Below are 19,128 nucleotides of genomic sequence, written 5' to 3'. Positions count from 1 at the left end.
CCGATCAATGGCGCCAACATGGAGATTTGAGATGCTGGCCTACCAGATCCAGTCTGCCGGAGAGCAGGCCAAATTGCGCGAGATACCCGTGCCCGCACCCGCCGAAGGCCAGATCCGCGTGGCCATTCGCGCCTGCGGGCTGAACTTTGCCGATCTTCTGATGCAGAAGGGCACGTATCAGGATACGCCAGCGGCCCCTTTCACATTGGGGCTTGAGGTTGCGGGGGTCGTAGACGCGGTCGGCGCAGGGGTCAGCCATCTGAAGCCCGGAGACCGGGTCGCGGTATACTCAGGCCAGGGCGGATTGGCGCAATTCGGGGTTTTTGACGCCGACCGTGCCGTACTCATCCCCCGGTCGTGCAGCTTTGAAGACGCGGCAGCCATCCAGATCGCCTACGGCACCAGCCAAATGGCGCTGGACCATCGGGCGCGACTGCAGCCGGGCGAGACCCTTTTGGTGACCGGTGCCGCCGGCGGTGTCGGGCTGACGGCGGTCGAGATCGGCAAGCTTATGGGCGCGACGGTGATCGCACAGGCCCGTGGCGCCAATAAATTGGCGGTCGCCCGCGCGGCCGGGGCCGATCACCTAATCGACGCGGACGAAGATCTGCGCGAGCGCGTGCTGGCATTGGGTGGCGCAGACGTTGTCTATGACGCCATCGGTGGCGACGTGTTCAAGGCTGCCTTCCGGGCGACCAATCCCGAAGGCCGCCTGCTGCCGATAGGTTTTGCCGGCGGCGAAGTCCCGCAGATACCGGCCAATCATTTGCTGGTGAAGAACCTGACCGTGATCGGGTTCTACATCGGTGGCTATCTGAGGTTCCGGCCCGAGGTCGTTCGCAACAGCTTTGAGACCCTCTTTGCCTGGCATGCCGAGGGACGCATCCGGCCCCATATCAGCCACAGCCTGCCGCTGTCCGAAGTGGCGCAGGGCATGGCTCTGCTGAAGGAACGAAAGTCGACCGGGAAAGTCGTCATCACGATCTGACCGGATCAGCCCACCACGGCGCGCAGTGGTGTACCACCAAGCATGTGGAAGTTCTGCCGCACCAGCGCAGCGAGGGCCTCCACCACTTCGCCGCGCCCCTGATCGCCTCCGTAAAGGTTGATCATATGCGCCGGCAACTCGGGCAGAACCCCACCTGAATCGATCTTCTCCAGATGTGCCGCCTCGGTCCCCTCAAGCATGGCGTGGACGGCGAGGTCCGCGCTGACGGTTGCCTCGATCGTGCGGTCGTTCTCGGTTTCAACCGACAGCTCCCATGGAATGCCTGCTGCATCCAAGGCGGCAATGACCTGAGGCCGGAAGAGGCAGCGCCGACCCAGCGCCAACGGAAGCGGCCGCCGTCGCCAAGCCGAGCCTCCTGACGCGCCGATCCAGCGCAGAGGCAGCTCTGCAATGGTTTCACCGCCGTCCGAATTCGCAGCCTCGGTCGTCAGGATCACGTCACATTCACCACGCCGAAACATCTCTTTCAACTGGATTGAATAGGACGAAACCAACTGCACGCGCACGCGGGGGAAATCGGCATTGAACCGCTGCAGAACCCGTGGAATGGCCGGGTAGACGATATCGTGCGGCACCCCAAGCACCACCTCGCCCTCAAAGGCCTGATCGGTCAGCTTCGAGATGACCTCGTCATTCAACGCCACCATTCGCCGGGCATAAGCCAACAGCTGTTCGCCAGAGGCCGTCAACGCGATGGTGCGCCCAGACCGGTCCAGCAATTCCAGGCCCAACAACTCTTCCAGACGTTTCAGCTGCATGGACACAGCCGACTGTGTCAGATGCAGGAAACCGGCGGCACGCGTTACGCCCCCGTGGTCCGCGACCGCCACGAATGAGCGCAGGGTGGTGATGTCTAGGTTCCGCATCATCAATAATCCTTATGGATGAATTCAAAAACATTCATTTTTAAAATATGCCACAACCCGCCATATAGTTCAAGGAAGCTGATATGAAAACAGATTTACATCACAGACCGATGAAAGGACACAAGTCATGACCCAAATCGCTGCACACCGACCCTGTGCCTCGGCATCGATCAAAACGGGCAATTGGCTTCAGCGAATGCTTGCGGCCGCTCATCAACGGCGGGAGCTGGCCCGGCTGGATGACCGCGCCCTGCAAGACATCGGGATCACCCGATCAGAGGCCCTGACAGAAGCATCCCGCCCGTTCTGGGACGCGCCCGAAACCTGGCGCAAGCGGCCCTGAATGCACGGCCTGCAACGGATTTCAGCGCCACCTTCCAAAGCGGCGCTGAAATTGTTGACCATATTGCTGAGTTTTGGCCCCAAAACCCTTGAAACATGCGCTACACTCTCCGATATTTGCAGGGAAATCGCCCCGCAACCGGGGGCTGAAAGCTGAATTCAAGGGAGACCTCTATGGCACAATTCGATACGATCCGGACGGCGACTGGCGCGCGCGCTGCCGAGATTGACGAGGGCCTGCGCGCCCACATGAACAAGGTCTACGGCACGATGTCCGTGGGCATGCTGATCACCTTTGCGGTTGCATGGGCTGTAGGAACCAGCCCGCAGCTGCTGTCGGTGTTCCGCGATCCGGTGACCCTCAGCCCGAACATTCTGGGCTGGATCGTCATGTTCGCTCCGCTGATCATGGTGTTTGCCTTCGGCGCGGCCATCAACCGCCTCAGCGCAGCTGGCGCCCAACTGTTCTTCTACGCCTTCGCGGCGGTAATGGGCCTGTCGCTCAGCTGGATCTTCGTGGCCTTCACCGGCATTTCGATCGCCCAGGTCTTTCTGGTGACTTCGATCGCCTTTGCCGGTCTGTCGCTGTATGGTTACGTCACCAAGAAGGACCTGTCCGGTATGGGGACGTTCCTGATGATGGGTGTGATCGGCCTGATCGTGGCCATGGTCATCAACCTGTTCCTGCAATCGCCGGCCATCATGTTCGCCGTGTCGATCCTGGGCGTTCTGATCTTTGCGGGCCTCACCGCCTATGACACGCAGAAGATCAAGACCACCTACATCCAGATGGCCCATGCGGGCGATCAGGAGTGGCTGGGCAAGGCCGCCATCATGGGTGCGCTGAACCTGTACCTGGACTTCATCAACATGTTCATGTTCCTGCTGCAGCTGCTCGGCAATCGCGAGTAAGACTGCCGGAACACCCAATCAAAGGGCGGGCCCGAACGGCCCGCCCTTTTTTGTTCCGGCGCCAGCATAGCCAGCCCAAAGAAAAAGGCCCCAGCCAAATGGCAAGGGCCTTTCATCATTGTAATCGCGAAAGATCCGATCAGCTGCAGTTCAGCGGAACCGCGAAACCCGAGCTGCGCGACGAGCCGCCTTTGCGGTATACGTCGCCCGCAGGCAGACAGCCTGTAAAGCGTTCGGTCTGGCTGCCGAACGCGGCCCCAACCGAGTTGTCCACCTTGGTGCTGTTGTTTTCGGTGCGCAACACGCCGAACAGGGTTCCGTTCACACTCACCGTGCTCAGGAACATGGTACTGCTGCTGCCGGTCAACTGAACGGCAGTAGTGTCGGAGCGTCCGCCATTGTCGATGGCCACACCAGCGACCTTGTCGAATTCTGTCTTGTCAGTGCTGGCCTGAATGGTCGGCAATTCAGCCAACTCAGCCGGGACGTTCGTAGCAGGCGGAACAAAGGCGACGGCGCCTTTGACGTCCGAAACGGTTCTTGGTTCGCCATCAATGCCGGTGAACCCGACGCCTTGGCGGTTGAACGGGTCCTCACAGGCCGAAAGTGTCAGAATGGCGATTGCGGGCAACAAGATTTTTTTCATGGCGCTCAACATTTTGTGGCGGTTTGCTGAACCGTACTGGCAGGCGGGGCAAAAAAGCAAGCCAACACCAATCAGAATACCTGTCGGCCTGATGCGCCTCTGCAACGGCCCGAAACGGCCGGATCGGGCGGCTTAAGGACCAAACGACCCGGTCAAAACAACGAAAAAGGGTCCTGCCGAAGCAGAACCCCTTAAGCTTTCGCGTCGAAAAAAGGCAGATTACTTGATCTTGCCTTCCTTGTACTCGACATGCTTCCGAACGACCGGGTCGTATTTACGAACGGTCATTTTCTCGGTCATGGTGCGAGCGTTCTTTTTGGTCACGTAGAAGTGGCCCGTGCCCGCGGTCGAGTTCAGACGGATCTTGATTGTCGTCGGCTTCGCCATGGTTATCTCCTGCGTCCGGAAAGGCAGGGGCCTTTCGGTTGAATTCCTATGAGCGTGCGCTTTTACCCGGTCGCGCGCCCGAGTCAACCGGAATCGGTGGTGTTTCAACACAAATCACAGGATCCGACACACAGTGGATCAGCGCCCGGTTTGGACAGATCACGGTTTCGTGATATGTTCGCACAACAGCATCCCAGAACGCCGCGGTCCAAGGTTGTGCGGCATGAGGCAGCGAAACCGGGCAAGACCCTCTGTCAGCAGAGTTTTCTTGTACGTCTGCTTGGGGGAAATCATGACAGAATGGAAACTTCAGGGCGAGACGCTGGCCAATTGCAACTGTGATTTCGGTTGCCCCTGCCAGTTCAGCAGCCTGCCCAGTCACGGGAATTGCGAGGCCGTGGTCGTCTTTGACATCACAAGCGGCCATTACGGGGACACGGATCTTTCCGGCCTGCGGGCTGCGGGTGTCTACCACTGGCCAGGCCCGATTCACGAGGGCAACGGGCAGATGCAACTGATCATCGACGAACGGGCGGACGCCGATCAGCGGGCCGCCCTGCAGGCCATCATGTCCGGTGAGGACACCGATGAAATGGCCACCATGTGGTATGTCTACAGCGCCATGGCGCCGACCAAGCATGAGACACTGTTTGCTGAAATCGACGTGAACTGGAGCCGCGAAGACCGGACCGGCTACGCGAAGGTCAAGAACGTGTTCGATGTGGACGTCAAGCCGATCGCACATATCGTCTCGGGCCAACCGCATCGCGCGTCGATCCAGTTGCCGCATGGATTCGAATACCGCCACGCCGAGGTCGCCTCGGGAACGGCCAGGACAAGCGGTTCAGCCATAGACCTGACCTTCGAGTCCTCACATGCCCATCTGGCGCATTTAAACATCTCAGGTCATGGCGTTGTCGGGCCATAGTGCAGACGCGTCGGAACAGGCCCGCCCTGCCCGAACGATCAGCCTCGAGCGAGTACTGCGAAAAGAACGTCTGATCGTCGCTGGAAGTGTCCTTCTGATCGTTTCGGGTGCGGTCTGGTACACGGTCGCCGGTGTCGGGATGCAGATGTCGGCCGTCGAGATGACTCGGATGGCCGGTCCAATTGGCCAGCCCATGCCGATGGGGGCCGGTGCCGTCTGGACGCTTTGGTACGCCGCATTGGTCTTTGCCATGTGGTGGGTGATGATGGTCGCAATGATGACGCCCAGCGCGGCCCCGACTGCCCTATTGTTTGTGGCGTTGAAACGGGTTGGACCCGACAGGCAGCGCAGCGCCAGCTTCGGATTGGCCTTTCTGTCGGGGTATCTTTTTGCCTGGGCCGTGTTCAGCCTTGGGGCAACCGGACTGCAATGGGGCCTGCAACAGATCGGAGCGATGGATGGCCCGATGATGACCATCCGGTCCGGAATCTTGGCGGGCATCGTTCTCTGTGCTGCCGGGATGTATCAGTTCAGCGGGTTGAAATCCGCGTGCCTCCGCCATTGTCAGAGCCCGGCTGCCTTTCTGACCCGCCACAACCGGCCCGGGCATTGGGGTGCGTTTCGATGCGGCGCCCTGCACGGAGCCTACTGCTTGGGCTGCTGCTGGGCCTTGATGGCACTGCTGTTCGTCGGCGGCATCATGAACCTTTGGTGGATCGTCACAATCGCCGTCTACGTCGCGCTGGAAAAGCTGTTGCCCCGGGCGGGATGGCTGACGCCGGTCGTCGGTGTCGTTTTGATCGGATTGGGAGCCTGGGTGTCGATCACCGCATTGGTTTGATGCGGCAAGCCTGTCTTCCGGGCCAAGGAGCCGGCCAATTGGAGCGCTCTGCACATTTCATTCACGAGGAGATCGTCATGCCTGTCTTCATCACCTATGCCTCTTATTCCAACGCCGGTGTCAAAGGGATGCTGAAGAAACCGGAAAACCGCACCGGGCCGGTGGCGGCGCTGCTGGAGAAGGTTGGCGGCAAACTGCTGGCCTTCTACGTGACGACCGGAAGCAATGACGTGGTGGTCATCAGCGAAGCTCCGGACGGAACGGATGCCGTGGCAGTCGGTATGGCCGTTGCGGCTTCGGGGGCGGTTTCGCGGGTCGAGACGGTTCGGGCCTGGTCGGCCGACGAATTTGTTGCCATCACCGAGAAAGCCGCGAAACTGGTCGCGGCCTACACGCCGCCCGGAGGATGAAGAAAATACGCGCGGAGGGCCTGTAAGCCGGATCCTGTTCCGGGGTTGCCCCCTTCGATGACCATTCCTCTAGGCCGAGCATTGCTGCGCGGCTCGAGCTGCCAACCCGGTCCCTCTCGGCCAAGGCGAGCCTAGCGGCGGTATCGGCTGACGCCGACCGGCCCGCGCGGGGACCCTATTCGGCATTGCTCCCGGTGGGGCTTGCCGTGCCGCCGCTGTTGCCAGCGGCGCGGTGGGCTCTTACTCCACCGTTTCACCCTTGCCATGATGTGCCAGAGGCGAACCTCCGATCCGTCATGGCGGTCTGTTTTCTGTGGCGCTTTCCGTCGGGTTTCCCCGCCCGGGCGTTACCCGGCACCGTTGCCTTGTGGAGTCCGGACTTTCCTCTCGGGCCTGAGCCCCAGCGGCCATCCGGCCCTCCGCGCGGTTGCCGGGTTAAACGTCCACCCGAATACCGTCAAGGTGTTCCATCAAGGCAGCCAGTCGTTCGATGTCGCCCATATCCTTCTTGGACAGGGGCCCGCGCCGCCACGGGGCAAACCGGCTTCGGAACGCTTTCAGCAGATCAGCTATAGGGGCTTTGGGATACCCGGCCCTCATCGCAACCAATGCAAAGTATTCGTCGTCTGGCTGCATTTCTTCAAGGTATATACCCTTCAGAACGGCCGGCCCGGCCGCCAGTTTCTGGTGCGCGAGACGATCCCAATCAAACTTGGGACCGGGATCAAACTTTCGCTCGGGGGCCATGTCCGAATGGGCGATAACGTTCGAGGGCTTGATCCCCAACCGCTCTTGCAGATGTGAAAGCAGGTTTTCCAGCACCGCCATCTGCGGTTCGGAGAAAGGATGATCGCCGCGATTGTCGAGTTCGATCCCGATGGAGCGGGAATTGATGTCGCTGAACCCCCGCCATGCACCTGCACCGGCGTGCCAGGCGCGATCTTCCTCACGGACCATCTGCCAGAGCGTTCCGTCGCAGCCGATCAGATAGTGGGCCGATACCTCGGTGGCCGGGTCGCACAAACGCTCGAGCGCGGCTTGAGCGCTGTTCATCGCGGTGTAGTGAAGCACCACCAGCGACGGCTTCAACCCATCCCGGCGGGGGCCGAAATTGGGGGATGGGTGCCAGATCGGCGAGAGCTCAGTTGCCGACGGCACTGCGGAACGGGCTGGGGTCCCAGCCGCAGGCAAATCCGTCGCCATCCGGGTCCAGGCCCTTGCGGTCGCGCTGGGGGCCACCATTGGCCAGGAAATCGATCTGTGCCTGGTCAGGCGATGCGTATCCCGCGCAGTTGCGTTGTGCCTTGGCCTGCAAATTGAACCCGGCTCGGCTGTAGAGCTGTGTGCCAACCGGATTGGTCGTGGTCAGAGCATATTGGACGATATTGGGCTGTCCGTCCGACCCGCGCTGAGGAACCGCCGTCGGCGCGACAACCTCGTATGTCTGACGGTTCTGCTGAATCAGCGCGGCATCATCCTGGATGCTGCGGCTGCTTGAAACCGCTGCGAAATCCTGCTCGTTCGAAATGCCGTTTGAGCTTACGGCCACCGGTGCAGTCGGCTGCGCCGATGTGCTCGCCAATGCCGCCGCGGTCTGGTTGGCAATGTCCGTGGCGCTGTCGCCCGTCGTGAAGGGGGCAGGACCGGCTTCGGCATTCAACTGCTCCTGCGAAATGGCCGGCGGCGGCAGCAGCGGGTTCCCCGCGGCGCCTTGCCCGGCCAACTGCGCCTCGCGTTCGGCCTGATACTGCGGCGTGTTGAAGCCGGAGTCCGTGACTGGTGCCACGGTATCGCAAGCCGCGACGAACCCGAAGGCCGGAATGAGAAGCATTTTGCGCATGGAACTGCTCCGTCCTCGCGTTGTTACCGCTGCCTGAGGGTTACCACCATTTGCCCGGCTTGGCCACAAACCCGGCGGCATTCTCAAGCGCGTAGGCGGTATTCAGAAGGTCACCTTCTTCCCACGGACGACCGATCAGCTGCAGCCCCAGCGGCAAGCCCTGCCCGTCAAGACCGGCGGGAACCGAGATACCCGGAAGACCCGCGAGGTTGACGGTCACGGTGAACACGTCGTTCAGATACATCTGCACCGGGTCGGCCTCGGTCATTTCGCCCAGACCGAACGCAGCCGAAGGTGTCGCCGGTGTCAGGATCGCATCGACGCCTGCGGCAAAGACATCCTCGAAGTCTTTCTTGATCAGCGTCCGCACCTTGCGGGCGCGGTTGTAGTAGGCGTCATAGAAACCAGCTGACAGCACGTAAGTGCCGACCATGACACGGCGCTGCACCTCGTGGCCAAAGCCCTCGGCGCGGGTCTTTTCATACATCTCGGTGATGCCGTCGCCCTGCGCCAGCTGCGCACGGCGGCCGTAGCGCACGCCGTCATAGCGCGCCAGGTTCGACGACGCCTCGGCCGGTGCGATTACATAGTAGGCCGGAAGCGCGTATTTGGTGTGCGGCAGCGAGATGTCGACAATCTCGGCCCCGGCGGCCTTGAGCATCTCGGCCCCATCGGCCCAGAGCTTTTCGATCTCGGCGGGCATACCATCCATCCGGTATTCCTTTGGAATGCCGATTTTCTTGCCCTTGATGTCTCCGGTCAGCATAGCCTCAAAGTTCGGAACAGCCAGTTCTGCGCTGGTCGAGTCTTTCGGGTCGTGCCCACACATCGCCTCAAGCATGATGGCCGCGTCGCGCACGTTCTTGGTCATCGGCCCGGCCTGATCCAGCGAGGACGCAAAGGCCACGATGCCCCAGCGCGAGCAGCGGCCGTAGGTCGGCTTGATGCCGGTGATGCCGGTGAAGGCGGCGGGCTGCCGGATCGAGCCACCGGTGTCGGTTCCGGTCGCTGCCAGGCACAGATCGGCTGCGACGGCAGACGCCGAGCCACCCGAGGAACCGCCCGGGGTCAGCTGCGCGTCATCATTGCCGCGCCGCCAAGGGTTCACCGCATTGCCATAGACCGAGGTTTCGTTGGACGAACCCATGGCGAACTCGTCCATGTTCAGCTTGCCCAGCATCACCGCGCCCGCATCGGCCAGTTGCTGCGAGACTGTGGATTCGTATTCGGGCTTGAACCCGTCCAGAATCTTGGACGCAGCCTGCGAGGGCACGCCCTTGGTGCAGAACAGATCCTTGATGCCGATCGGAAGGCCACACATGGCAGGCGCGTCGCCCGCCTTGATCCGCTCGTCTGCGGCCTTCGCACGCTCCAGCGCGATTTCCGGGGTCTTGTGCACGAAAGCGTTCAGGACATCGGCTGCGTCGATCGCCTTCAGGCAGGCCTCGGTCAGCTCGACCGAGGTCACATCTCTGTTGCGCAGGGCGTCGCGGGCCTCGGCAAGGCTCAGTTTGTTCAGATCGGACATGTCTTACTCCACCACCTTGGGAACCGCGAAAAAGCCCTCGCGCGCGTCGGGGGCGTTGGACAGGATCTTGTCCTGCATGTTCCCGTCGGTCACCACGTCCTCGCGCCGCTTCAGCCGCATCGGCGTCACCGAGACCATCGGCTCGACCCCTTCGACGTCAACTTCGTTCAGCTGTTCGATGAACCCCAGGATCGTGTTGAATTCCGAGGCCAGCGCGGGCAACGCGTCATCCTCGACCTTGATCCGGGCCAGTTTGGCCACCTTGGCGGCGGTGCTTTGGTCAATCGACATGGGAAACCTCATATGCGTTACAGGGGCATTTACCCGTCTGATGCAGCAGTCGCAAGACCACTGAGCCACAGCGATTTGTCCAAAGCCCACGCGGTTGCCGCCAAGCCAAACAATTTTGAATACCCGCTATGCAAAAAAGTGAACGGATTAGTTCACTTTGACGATTGAAGCCGGCGCAAAAAGTTACTTTATGTACTGAACGAAACAGTTCAGTCCGGAGAAAAATCATGAAACGCATGTTGATTGCTGTGTCCGTTGTTCTGACAACCGCTGCCGCGCCAGCCCTCGCGCTGGGGGTTCCCATGGGCGACCTGACACCAACGCTGACCTTCCCCGATCAGCACCCCTCGGATCAGGTGAGCCAGGAGAAATCTTCGCTCCGCAACTAACCCTACCGCTTCCCTGTTGGATCGGGCCGGTTCTCCCCCCTTTTTCCGCCCCGATCCTGCACCTGCCCTCGTGGCGCCGCCGGCCCTGAATGGGTCGGCGCTTTTTTGTTGAAGCACGGTGCTCTATCGTTCACTCACTCAAGAGTTTCAGGTCAGCATGACCGAATGTCCCGAGGTGCCGTTGCCAAAGCAGGAGATGCCATGACAGAGCGCAAGCAGAAGGTTCTGGATGCAATTGATACGGCCAATTCGGCCGATCCCACCCAGGAAGACGGCCGCCCCGCCGCGCTGCTTTATGGCGAACGGATGAGCGCTGAGTTGGACCGGCTGTTCCCCGACGCCTCCGAGCCGTTGCAGATCGCCGCCCGCGGCCAGCATGTCGAGCGCTGGAAGCTGGCCCGCTCGGAATACCCTGAAGGGCGCGCGGGCTATCTGGCCTGGCGCAAGGCCCAGGCCGAGCATCACGCGCAGGTCGTGGCCGAGCTGATGTCCGAGGCCGGGTACGATCAAGCCGAGATCGACGCCGCCCGTCGCATGTTGCGCAAACAGGGCATCAAGCGCGACGACGACGTTCAGGCGCTGGAGGACGTGATCTGCTTTGTCTTTCTGAAATGGTATTTTGCGCCCTTCGCCACGAAACACTCGGACGAAAAGATCCAGCGCATCGTCGAAAAGACCGCCCGCAAGATGTCGGCCGAGGCGCGCCGACGCGTGCTGGACGAGTTCGACCTACCCGAAGACTTGGCCCGCGCCTTCAAGGATTGACGGGTCATGACTGATGACATGCAGCTGTTGATCGACCTGCACCTGCCCAACGACCGGCAAGGCCCCGGCAGCGACGCGGCAACGCAACTGGCGCTGACGCTGGCGGGCGTACAAGCCGATCCCGGACTGAAGATCGCCGATATTGGCTGCGGAACCGGCGCGGCGGCCTTCTGCCTTGCGCGCCATCTGGGCGCATCGGTGACGGCAGTGGATTTCCTGCCGGAGTTTCTGGCCGAGTTAAACAGGCGTGCGCAGGGCTTGGGTCTGGCGGCCCGCATTCACACCCTTGAGGCGTCAATGGAGAACCTGCCCTTCGACGATGCCAGCCTTGACGTGATCTGGTCGGAAGGCGCGATCTACAACATGGGGTTCGAGAACGGTTTGAAAGCCTGGCGTCGGTTCCTGAGACCCGGCGGGGTCCTGGCAGTGTCCGAGCTGACCTGGCTGACCGATCGACGCCCCGAACCGCTGACACGGCACTGGGATGAGGCCTATCCCGAAGTTGCAACCGCCGGAGAGAAGATCCGCCAGATCGAGACCGCTGGCTATGAACCTGTCGGCTATTTCCCGCTGGGCTCTGACTGCTGGATGGAGAACTACTATCTCCCCCTGAAACGCAGCTTCCCTGCCTTCCTCGACCGGCAGGGCAATTCCGAGCAGGCCAAAGCGCTTGTCGATGCCGAACAGACCGAGATTGATTTGTACGAAACCTATTCCGACTATGTCAGCTATGGGTTCTACGTGGCACGGCGTCTGCCGGACTGACCGAATCCGTCATGGCCCGGCGGTAAACCTCGATCATCCAGCCCAGCATGGTGGCGTTCAGGAGGTGCCACATGAAATGCGTTCCCATCGGGATGCGGGCGCAAAGCGGAGCATCGAGCGCACGGAAAGTGATCGACGCGATCAGGATCACAGCCCCGACCGCCAGGCCCCGGGCCAATTGCGGCCTGCGCACGCGTAAAAGATACGCATAGATCAGGATCAGCAACGGCACCGGAGCATATGCGGACGACCCGCCCAGCCCGGGTACCAGCTGAAACACCGGTATGGTCAACGCCGCATAGGGGACGAACAAGGCCGCCAGCCCCACCGCCTTCGGCGTGGATAGCCGCCAGATGTCCCGGTTCACGGCAAAGATATAGACAAGGATGAACAGCAGAATCGGCGTCGTATCCGCCAGCGCGGCCCAGACCTGCGCATGGGTATGAAACAGATAGCTGCCAATGCCGATCACCGCCAGAATGGCGACCAGCAGGTTGGCCAAGGGCAGACCCTGCCCCCGCACCCGCCGCCACATCACCCATGCCGCCAGCAGAAAGGCCGCGTTGGTCACGGCGTTTACGGGTTCGGCCCAATAGGCCGGCGACAGGCGCTCGCAATAGCCGTCGATTTCTCGCATCCAGTCCATGGATTTTTACATAGCCGATGCTAGGCTGGCCCTGAACCGGTTTCAGGAGGGTCTTTCATGAAAATCATCTGGTTGGGGCATGGCAGCTTTCGAATTCACGCGGCGGGACAGGTCCTGCTGATCGACCCCTGGCTGAGCGGCAACCCGATGCTGCCCGAGGATCAGCACGACGCGGCCGCCCAAGGCGCCACGCATATCCTGTTGACCCACGCGCATTTCGACCACGTCGCCGACGTTCTGCCGTTGGCCAAACGCCTGAACATTCCCGTCGTGGGCCAATACGACGTCATGGCGCATTGGGCCGAGGCCGAAGGGATCGAGACCATCGGCTTTAACAAGGGCGGCCGGGTCGACCTGAACGGGGTCAAGGTCGACATGGTGCCGGCCTCGCACAGCTCGACCTTCGCCACACCCGATGGCCCTCGCACCGGTGGGTCCGAGGTGGGGTTCATCCTGTCGGCCGATGGTCACACGGTCTATGTCTCGGGCGACACCACGATCATGGCCGACATGGAGTGGATCGGCGACTATTACAAACCCGATATCGGCGTTTTGTCGGCGGGCGGCTATTTCACGATGGACATGAAAGCCGCCGCCTATGCCGCCCGGCGGTATTTTGACTTCAAGACGGTGATCCCCTGCCACTACCGGACTTTTCCGATCCTGGAACAATCCGCCAAAGACCTGGCGGATGGGCTGCCGGGCGTGACCGTCATCGAACCCGAGGTCCTGCAGGAGATCGAGCTTTGACGCCCGCGCTGGCCTTCTCGGCGGAAGAATACGCGGCGCGGCTGGCCAAGACCCGGTCCGCGATGGCCCAGCGGGGTGTCGAGACCCTGCTGGTTGCGGACCCGTCGAACATGGCCTGGCTGACGGGCTATGACGGCTGGAGCTTCTACGTCCCGCAGATGGTGATCGTCCCCCGCGACGGCGCGCCCTTGTGGTGGGGCCGGACGCAGGACAAGCCCGGCGCGGCGCAGACCACCTGGCTGGACCCCGCCGACCTGTTCGACTGGCCCGAGGAACATGTGCAGCACCCCGACCATCACCCGGTCGAGTCGCTGGCATCGCTGCTGCGCACGCGCGGCTGGACGACCCATCTGGGTGTCGAGATGGACAATTATTACTACTCGGCCGCCAGCCACCGGATCCTTGAGACCGCGTTCGGCCGCGATGCGCTGGTCGACGCGACCGGGTTGGTGAACTGGCAGCGCGCGGTCAAAAGCGAGGCCGAGATCGCCTTGATGCGCAAGGCCGGTCAGTTGACCGCACACATGCACGCAGTGCTGCGCGACGGGTTCCGCGCCGGGGTTCACAAAAACGTGCTCGTGGCCGAGGTTCAGGCGGCGGGCATCGCCGGGCTGCCGGGGCTTGCGGGCGACTATCCCGCGATTGCGCCAATCGCGCCCTCGGGGGCCGAGGCCTCGGCCTCGCACATCACCTGGAACGACCGTCCGCTGACACCGGGCGAGGCGACCTATTTCGAGATCTCGGGCTGCCACCGCCGTTATCACTGCCCGGCCAGCCGCAGCCTGTTTCTGGGTGACCCACCCGCCGATATCCGGCGCGCGGAAACCGCGATCCTGACCGCGATTGAGGACACGCTGGCCGCCGCCCGCCCCGGCGCCACCTGCGAAGAAATCGCCGCCTGCGTCTATGACAGCTTTGCCCGGGCCGGCTATGTCAAAGGCAATCGCACGGGCTATCCGGTGGGCCTGAGCTATCCGCCCGATTGGGGCGAGCGCACCATGAGCCTGCGCCCCGGCGACAGCACCGTTCTGCAGGACAACATGACCTTTCACCTGATGCCGGGCCTGTGGACGCCGGATTGGGGGCTGGCCATCACCGAAACCTTCGTGGTCACGCCGACGGGCGGGCAACCCTTGGCGGACATACCCCGCGAACTGGTCGTGAAACCGGCCTGAGCGCGCCTCAGCCCTTGGATCCGCCGCCACCGCGCTGCGCGGCAAAGAAATCGCGCAACAACCGGACGCAGTCCTCGGCCGCCATGCCGTCATAGACCTCCGGCCTGTGATGGGCCTGAGGGTGCGAGAACACCCGCGCCCCATGCGCCACGCCGCCCGATTTCGGATCGGCGGCCCCGTAGTAGACCCGCCGGATTCGCGCCGCCGCCAGCGCCGCGGCGCACATGGCGCAGGGCTCCAGCGTGACATACAGGTCATGCCCCGTCAGCCGCTCGGACCCGACGGCCCGGCAGGCGGCGCGCAGGGCCAGGATCTCGGCATGCGCGGTCGGGTCATGCAACTCACGCGTACGGTTGCCGTCTGCCGCGATGATCCGCCCATCGGGCGCCACGATCACCGCGCCCACCGGAACCTCGCCCCGATCACCTGCCGCGCGCGCCTGTTCCAGCGCCTTGTCCATATGCGTTCTGAAGACCATGCCCCTGACTGCCCCAGAAACCCACCTTTCGCAAGGCGCGCCGATGCGCTATGCGCAGGGCATGAGCAACACCCCTCCTCCTGGCGACCGGATCGCCAAAGTGCTGGCCCGCGCCGGCATCGCCTCGCGCCGTGAGGCCGAACGCATGATCGAAGCCGGCCGCGTAACCGTGAACGGCAAGACCATCGACAGCCCGGCGCTGAACGTCACGCCCAGCGACAAGATCACCGTCGACGGCAAGCCCGTGGCCGAGCCCGAACCCGCGCGTCTGTGGCTGTATCACAAGCCAACCGGCCTTGTGACCACGAACCGCGACGAAAAAGGCCGCCCCACGATCTTCGACAACCTGCCCGAGGACATGCCCCGCGTCATGAGCGTCGGCCGGCTGGACCTGAATTCCGAGGGCCTGCTGCTGCTGACCAATGACGGGGGCATCAAGCGCAAGCTTGAATTGCCCTCGACCGGCTGGCTTCGCAAATACCGGGTGCGGATCAACGGCCGCCCCAAGGACGAGGATTTCGCCCCCCTGCGCCAGGGCCTTGTGATCGAGGGCGAAAGGTTCCAGCCCATGACCGTGTCGCTGGACCGCCAGCAAGGTGCGAATGCATGGCTGACGATCGGACTGCGCGAGGGCAAGAACCGGGAAATCCGCCGCGCGATCGAAGACATCGGCTTTACCGTGAACCGGCTGTTGCGCGTGTCCTACGGGCCGTTCCAGCTGGGCGATCTCAAACCCGGCGAGGTCGAGGAAATCCGCCGCCGCGTTCTGCGCGACCAGCTGGGCCTGGAACCCGAAACCCCACCGGCTGCTGCGAAACGCCCAAGCCGCCCTCAAAGATCCCGCAGGCCGGTCGGCAAGAAATCACGCAATTGACGCGGGTTATCGAACCTTCCCCCTAGCGCCAAGCCCCGTGATCCCCTAGGTTTTCAAGGGGACAACCGCAGTTGGAGGACGTCATGTCCGGGACCGGAGTGCAAAAAATGGCCTACGCGGCCCTGCTGGTGCTGTTGTTCGGCGTCTGCACCGGTTGGCTTGGAGGGCTCTGACGCCATGGCCAAGCGATACGGCGGAAAGTTCAGCCCCGACGGCCAGTCTGACGCCGACGCGCCCGCCCCACGCGGGCAATACGATGGGGCCCGGGTAAACCCGGTCGGCGCACGCGCCAATGTCATGTTCGTTCCGGCGATCCCGCTGGTCTTTCTGTCGCTGAACGACGGCGCGATCGGGATGACCCTTGGATTGGTCGCCGCCGGCATTCTGACCGCTGCAGCTTTTCTGCTGCGCGAAGGGCTGAAGGCCGAGGATGCTTACTACGCGCGCCGCACCGCGCGCCGCCCAGCCTTTCCACGCAAGATCTTCTCATCCGTTTTGACCGGGCTGGGGGTGGGTCTGGCCGCCTATCGCAATGACTATCTGGATGCCGAGGCCGCCAGCCAGGTCAGCCTGCTGGCGCCGGTCTTGTTCGGCGGCGTGGCCACAGTGCTGCATTCCGTCGCCTTCGGCCTCGACCCGATGAAGAACAAGGGCATGGAGGGTGTGGACACCTATCAACAGGACCGGGTCGCCCGCGTAGTCGAAGATGCCGAAGCGCATCTGAACCAAATGACGGATGCCATCAAACGGGCCGGCGACCGCAGGATCGAAGCCCGGGTCGAGCGGTTCCAAACTACCGCCCGCGACCTGTTCCGTACGGTCGAGGAAGACCCGCGCGATCTGGCCGGTGCCCGCAAATACCTGACCGTCTATCTGCAGGGCGCCCGCGATGCGACGATCAAGTTTGCCGATGTCTATGCGCGCACCCGCGACCCTCAGGCTCTGTCAGATTACTCGGCGCTGCTGGACGACCTCGAGCAGAATTTTTCGGCCCGCACCCGAAAGATGCTATTGGATGACCGCAGTGATCTGACGGTCGAAATCGACGTGCTGCGCGAAAGGCTGCAGCGCGAAGGCGTCCGGCTCGACTGACCGGCCAAACCAAGAACAGGGAAGCTTCTCATGTCTGACGAAATCAAGAAAAAGGCGGCCGAGGCCGAAACGCTGGTTCAGGAAGTTGCAGCCGTCTCATTGCCCGAGCCGAGTTCCGAGATCGTGCCACTGGAAGAAGCCGACGAACCGGTGGGTGCCGAAATCCGCAAGCGCATGTCTGAAATCGACATGGGCGACACCAACTCGATCGTTGCTTTTGGATCGGCTGCGCAGGCCGAGCTGCAGGAAATCAGCCAGGCCATGCTGGCTGACGTGCGCAACAAGGACGTCGGCCCCGCCGGTGACAGCCTGCGCGACATCGTCACCACGATCCGCGGCTTTTCCGTGTCTGAACTGGACGTGCGCCGCGAGCGCAGCTGGTGGGAGAAACTGCTGGGCCGCGCCGCACCTTTCGCCAAGTTCACTGCGCGCTACGAAGAGGTTCAGGATCAGATCGACCGGATCACCGACAACCTTCTGTCGCACGAGCACACGCTGCTGAAGGACATCAAGTCGCTGGACCTGCTGTATGAAAAGACGCTGGATTTCTATGATGAACTGGCGTTGTACATCGCCGCCGGTGAAGAGAAGCTGACCGAACTTGACAGCCATGACATCCCCGAGAAAGAGGCCGAGGTGCAGGCCGCCCCGGAAGATCAGCAGGTGATGAAGGCGCAGGAACTGCGCGACCTGCGGGCGGCCCGCGACGATCTGGAACGCCGGGTGCATGACCTGAAGCTGACGCGGCAGGTGACGATGCAATCGCTGCCCTCGATCCGGCTGGTTCAGGAAAACGACAAGTCGCTGGTGACCAAGATCAACTCGACCTTGGTCAACACCGTGCCACTTTGGGAAACCCAGCTGGCACAGGCGGTCACCATCCAGCGCAGCGCCGAGGCCGCTGCCGCCGTGCGCGACGCCAACGATCTGACGAACGAGCTGCTGACCTCGAACGCCGCTAACCTGCGCCAGTCGAACAAGATGATCCGCGAGGAAATGGAGCGCGGGGTGTTCGACATCGAAGCCGTCAAGAAGGCCAACGAGGATCTGATCGGCACGATCAATGAAAGCCTCGCCATCGCTGACGAAGGCAAGGCGAAACGGGCCGCCGCAGAAGAAGAGCTGAAGAAGATGGAAGCCGAGCTGCGGGACACCTTGGCTTCGGCCAAGGCCCGGAAAGACGGGCTGGGCGACACGGCCGGAACCGCCGTTCCGGGCTAAGGAGAGATCGCAGGTGCGGCTTCGAAGATTTCTAGGGCACGGGTTGGGAGCAGCTGCTTTGCTGATCTTGGCCAATTGCGATGACGCGCTCGAGTCCTCGATTGCCCCGCAGGCGCGCCCGTCCCAGCCGCAGTTGGCCAATGCTTATGTCGAACCTTCGGCGGCAAGCCGGGATCTGGCGCGTTATTATCAGCGCGTCGAGCGCGACCTGTTGACCCGTGGCCTGATGCGTACAGACGGTGGCGGGCCGGACACCCCGTTTGATGCGGATGATTTGGCGCGGAATTTCGAAGCCATCGCGTTCTACAGCGAGTATCCCGGCGCCGCCGTATCCGGCAGCAGCCAACGCACCAGCGGAAGGCTAAGCCGCTGGTCTGGCCCGGTCCGAATACAGGCAGAGTTCGGGCCGTCAGTACCACTAGACCAACGCGCGGCCGACAAGGCACAGATCCGGGCCTATACCGAACGCATGTCGTCCTTGACGGGCCACCCGATCTCGACCGCAACCAGAAACGCGAACTTCCATGTCTTCGTCGCCGGCGATGACGATACGGAATTCGTGCAAACGCGACTGCGCCAGTTGTTTCCCAGTATCGGACAGGCTCAGTTGAACCTGTTTCAGGATTTACCGCGCTCGTTCTATTGCTTTGTCTTTGCCTCGGCGTCGAACGGGGCACCGAACACCTACACTGGTGCGGTTGCGTTGGTGCGGGCCGAGCACCCTGACTTGATGCGGCTGAGCTGCATCCACGAGGAAATCGCCCAAGGGCTGGGCTTGCCCAATGACAGCCCCCGGGCACGACCGTCGATCTTCAACGATGATGACGAATTCGCCCTGCTGACCAGCCATGACGAAAAGCTGCTGACGATGTTGTATGATCCGCGCCTGAAACCCGGCATGACCGCGCAGGAGGCCGCGCCGGTGGTGCGGATCATCGCCCGTGAATTGATGGGGCAGTCGCTCTGACCCCTT

General features: G+C 62.4%; 24 protein-coding genes and 1 other RNA gene. 15 read left to right on the top strand and 10 right to left on the bottom strand.

Features of this window, described 5'->3' with window-relative positions; genetic code table 11:
- Window positions 1-31: 31 nt before the first annotated feature.
- Complete coding sequence (locus ACR0FC_RS09565; protein WP_170340156.1) at window positions 32-988, top strand: NADPH:quinone oxidoreductase family protein; 957 nt, start codon at window positions 32-34, stop codon at window positions 986-988.
- A 5-nt stretch (window positions 989-993) separates the two neighbouring features.
- Here the strand turns inward: ACR0FC_RS09565 and ACR0FC_RS09560 are convergent, their stop codons facing one another.
- The gene (locus ACR0FC_RS09560; protein WP_093965049.1) at window positions 994-1,875 is read right to left on the bottom strand and encodes a LysR family transcriptional regulator; all 882 of its coding nucleotides are present in this window, start codon (window positions 1,873-1,875) and stop codon (window positions 994-996) included.
- 127 nt (window positions 1,876-2,002) lie between these two features.
- Between ACR0FC_RS09560 and ACR0FC_RS09555 the strand changes: the two genes are divergently transcribed.
- Window positions 2,003-2,218 (top strand): DUF1127 domain-containing protein, encoded by a 216-nt coding sequence (locus ACR0FC_RS09555; protein ID WP_093964754.1) that lies wholly within the window; start codon window positions 2,003-2,005, stop codon window positions 2,216-2,218.
- 173 nt (window positions 2,219-2,391) lie between these two features.
- On the top strand, window positions 2,392-3,129 hold the full coding sequence (locus ACR0FC_RS09550; RefSeq protein WP_170340154.1) for a Bax inhibitor-1/YccA family protein: 738 nt from the start codon (window positions 2,392-2,394) through the stop codon (window positions 3,127-3,129).
- A gap of 139 nt (window positions 3,130-3,268) precedes the next feature.
- Here ACR0FC_RS09550 and ACR0FC_RS09545 read toward each other — a convergent pair whose 3' ends face one another.
- Together ACR0FC_RS09545 and rpmG are read right to left on the bottom strand one after the other, a co-directional pair.
- The gene (locus ACR0FC_RS09545) at window positions 3,269-3,775 is read right to left on the bottom strand and encodes a lipoprotein (RefSeq protein ID WP_170340151.1); all 507 of its coding nucleotides are present in this window, start codon (window positions 3,773-3,775) and stop codon (window positions 3,269-3,271) included.
- A 219-nt stretch (window positions 3,776-3,994) separates the two neighbouring features.
- Window positions 3,995-4,162 carry a 50S ribosomal protein L33 gene (gene rpmG / locus ACR0FC_RS09540; RefSeq protein ID WP_007799108.1) on the bottom strand — a complete coding sequence of 56 codons (168 nt, stop codon included), beginning with the start codon at window positions 4,160-4,162 and terminating at the stop codon, window positions 3,995-3,997.
- Between the two features lie 292 nt (window positions 4,163-4,454).
- Here rpmG and ACR0FC_RS09535 point away from each other — a divergent pair, with 292 nt between their 5' ends.
- The 3 genes from ACR0FC_RS09535 (at window position 4,455) to ACR0FC_RS09525 (ending at window position 6,341) form a co-directional block, all read left to right on the top strand.
- Window positions 4,455-5,090: a DUF1326 domain-containing protein gene (locus ACR0FC_RS09535; protein WP_149774645.1), complete on the top strand. Its 636-nt coding sequence runs from the start codon at window positions 4,455-4,457 to the stop codon at window positions 5,088-5,090.
- Window positions 5,071-5,931, top strand: a complete 861-nt coding sequence (locus ACR0FC_RS09530) for a DUF2182 domain-containing protein (protein WP_170340149.1) — start codon at window positions 5,071-5,073, stop codon at window positions 5,929-5,931. The genes ACR0FC_RS09535 and ACR0FC_RS09530 overlap by 20 nt, the downstream gene beginning before the upstream one ends.
- Window positions 5,932-6,008: 77 nt before the next feature.
- Window positions 6,009-6,341, top strand: a complete 333-nt coding sequence (locus ACR0FC_RS09525) for a GYD domain-containing protein (RefSeq protein ID WP_170340147.1) — start codon at window positions 6,009-6,011, stop codon at window positions 6,339-6,341.
- 7 nt (window positions 6,342-6,348) lie between these two features.
- Here the strand turns inward: ACR0FC_RS09525 and rnpB are convergent.
- The 5 genes from rnpB to gatC form a co-directional block, all read right to left on the bottom strand.
- Window positions 6,349-6,764: RNase P RNA component class A (gene rnpB, locus ACR0FC_RS09520), an RNA gene on the bottom strand.
- A 12-nt stretch (window positions 6,765-6,776) separates the two neighbouring features.
- Window positions 6,777-7,544, bottom strand: coding sequence for an N-acetylmuramoyl-L-alanine amidase (locus ACR0FC_RS09515; protein ID WP_170340145.1), 768 nt, complete (start codon window positions 7,542-7,544; stop codon window positions 6,777-6,779).
- Entirely contained in the window at window positions 7,483-8,181 is a 699-nt protein-coding gene (locus ACR0FC_RS09510) for a hypothetical protein (protein ID WP_093964748.1), read from the bottom strand. Before ACR0FC_RS09510 ends, ACR0FC_RS09515 begins: the two co-directional genes overlap by 62 nt.
- Before the next feature lie 40 nt (window positions 8,182-8,221).
- Complete coding sequence (gene gatA, locus ACR0FC_RS09505) at window positions 8,222-9,709, bottom strand: Asp-tRNA(Asn)/Glu-tRNA(Gln) amidotransferase subunit GatA (RefSeq protein ID WP_170340144.1); 1,488 nt, start codon at window positions 9,707-9,709, stop codon at window positions 8,222-8,224.
- 3 nt (window positions 9,710-9,712) lie between these two features.
- Entirely contained in the window at window positions 9,713-10,000 is a 288-nt protein-coding gene (gatC, locus tag ACR0FC_RS09500) for an Asp-tRNA(Asn)/Glu-tRNA(Gln) amidotransferase subunit GatC (RefSeq protein WP_005981734.1), read from the bottom strand.
- A 227-nt stretch (window positions 10,001-10,227) separates the two neighbouring features.
- Here gatC and ACR0FC_RS09495 point away from each other — a divergent pair, with 227 nt between their 5' ends.
- From ACR0FC_RS09495 to ACR0FC_RS09485, 3 genes are all read left to right on the top strand, one after another.
- Window positions 10,228-10,389, top strand: coding sequence for a hypothetical protein (locus ACR0FC_RS09495; protein ID WP_170340142.1), 162 nt, complete (start codon window positions 10,228-10,230; stop codon window positions 10,387-10,389).
- Window positions 10,390-10,590: 201 nt separating this feature from the next.
- The gene (locus ACR0FC_RS09490; RefSeq protein WP_170340140.1) at window positions 10,591-11,154 is read left to right on the top strand and encodes a DUF4202 domain-containing protein; all 564 of its coding nucleotides are present in this window, start codon (window positions 10,591-10,593) and stop codon (window positions 11,152-11,154) included.
- Window positions 11,155-11,160: 6 nt separating this feature from the next.
- Window positions 11,161-11,919: a class I SAM-dependent methyltransferase gene (locus tag ACR0FC_RS09485; RefSeq protein ID WP_170340138.1), complete on the top strand. Its 759-nt coding sequence runs from the start codon at window positions 11,161-11,163 to the stop codon at window positions 11,917-11,919.
- Here the strand turns inward: ACR0FC_RS09485 and ACR0FC_RS09480 are convergent.
- Window positions 11,879-12,565 carry a ceramidase domain-containing protein gene (locus ACR0FC_RS09480; protein WP_170340136.1) on the bottom strand — a complete coding sequence of 229 codons (687 nt, stop codon included), beginning with the start codon at window positions 12,563-12,565 and terminating at the stop codon, window positions 11,879-11,881. The two genes, ACR0FC_RS09485 and ACR0FC_RS09480, sit on opposite strands and share 41 nt — an antisense overlap.
- Window positions 12,566-12,622: 57 nt before the next feature.
- On the opposite strand from ACR0FC_RS09480, the gene ACR0FC_RS09475 reads away from it, so the two are divergent.
- Both ACR0FC_RS09475 and ACR0FC_RS09470 read left to right on the top strand, forming a co-directional pair.
- Window positions 12,623-13,315 carry a metal-dependent hydrolase gene (locus ACR0FC_RS09475; RefSeq protein ID WP_170340134.1) on the top strand — a complete coding sequence of 231 codons (693 nt, stop codon included), beginning with the start codon at window positions 12,623-12,625 and terminating at the stop codon, window positions 13,313-13,315.
- A complete protein-coding gene (locus ACR0FC_RS09470) occupies window positions 13,312-14,490 on the top strand; it encodes a M24 family metallopeptidase (protein ID WP_170340132.1) in 1,179 nt (392 codons plus the stop codon). The genes ACR0FC_RS09475 and ACR0FC_RS09470 overlap by 4 nt, the downstream gene beginning before the upstream one ends.
- Before the next feature lie 7 nt (window positions 14,491-14,497).
- Here ACR0FC_RS09470 and ACR0FC_RS09465 read toward each other — a convergent pair whose 3' ends face one another.
- Window positions 14,498-14,968, bottom strand: coding sequence for a nucleoside deaminase (locus ACR0FC_RS09465; protein ID WP_170340130.1), 471 nt, complete (start codon window positions 14,966-14,968; stop codon window positions 14,498-14,500).
- Between ACR0FC_RS09465 and ACR0FC_RS09460 the strand changes: the two genes are divergently transcribed.
- The 4 genes from ACR0FC_RS09460 (at window position 14,967) to ACR0FC_RS09445 (ending at window position 19,122) form a co-directional block, all read left to right on the top strand.
- A complete protein-coding gene (locus tag ACR0FC_RS09460; protein ID WP_170340128.1) occupies window positions 14,967-15,842 on the top strand; it encodes a pseudouridine synthase in 876 nt (291 codons plus the stop codon). The two genes, ACR0FC_RS09465 and ACR0FC_RS09460, sit on opposite strands and share 2 nt — an antisense overlap.
- 177 nt (window positions 15,843-16,019) lie before the next feature.
- The gene (locus tag ACR0FC_RS09455) at window positions 16,020-16,934 is read left to right on the top strand and encodes a 5-bromo-4-chloroindolyl phosphate hydrolysis family protein (protein WP_170340126.1); all 915 of its coding nucleotides are present in this window, start codon (window positions 16,020-16,022) and stop codon (window positions 16,932-16,934) included.
- Window positions 16,935-16,964: 30 nt separating this feature from the next.
- The gene (locus tag ACR0FC_RS09450) at window positions 16,965-18,155 is read left to right on the top strand and encodes a toxic anion resistance protein (RefSeq protein WP_170340124.1); all 1,191 of its coding nucleotides are present in this window, start codon (window positions 16,965-16,967) and stop codon (window positions 18,153-18,155) included.
- 13 nt (window positions 18,156-18,168) lie between these two features.
- Window positions 18,169-19,122, top strand: a complete 954-nt coding sequence (locus ACR0FC_RS09445; RefSeq protein ID WP_170340122.1) for a DUF2927 domain-containing protein — start codon at window positions 18,169-18,171, stop codon at window positions 19,120-19,122.
- The last annotated feature ends 6 nt before the right edge of the window (window positions 19,123-19,128 follow it).

It is taken from the genome of Ruegeria sp. BB9 (genome assembly GCF_056539345.1).
This window is presented reverse-complemented; position numbering and strand designations above follow the sequence as displayed.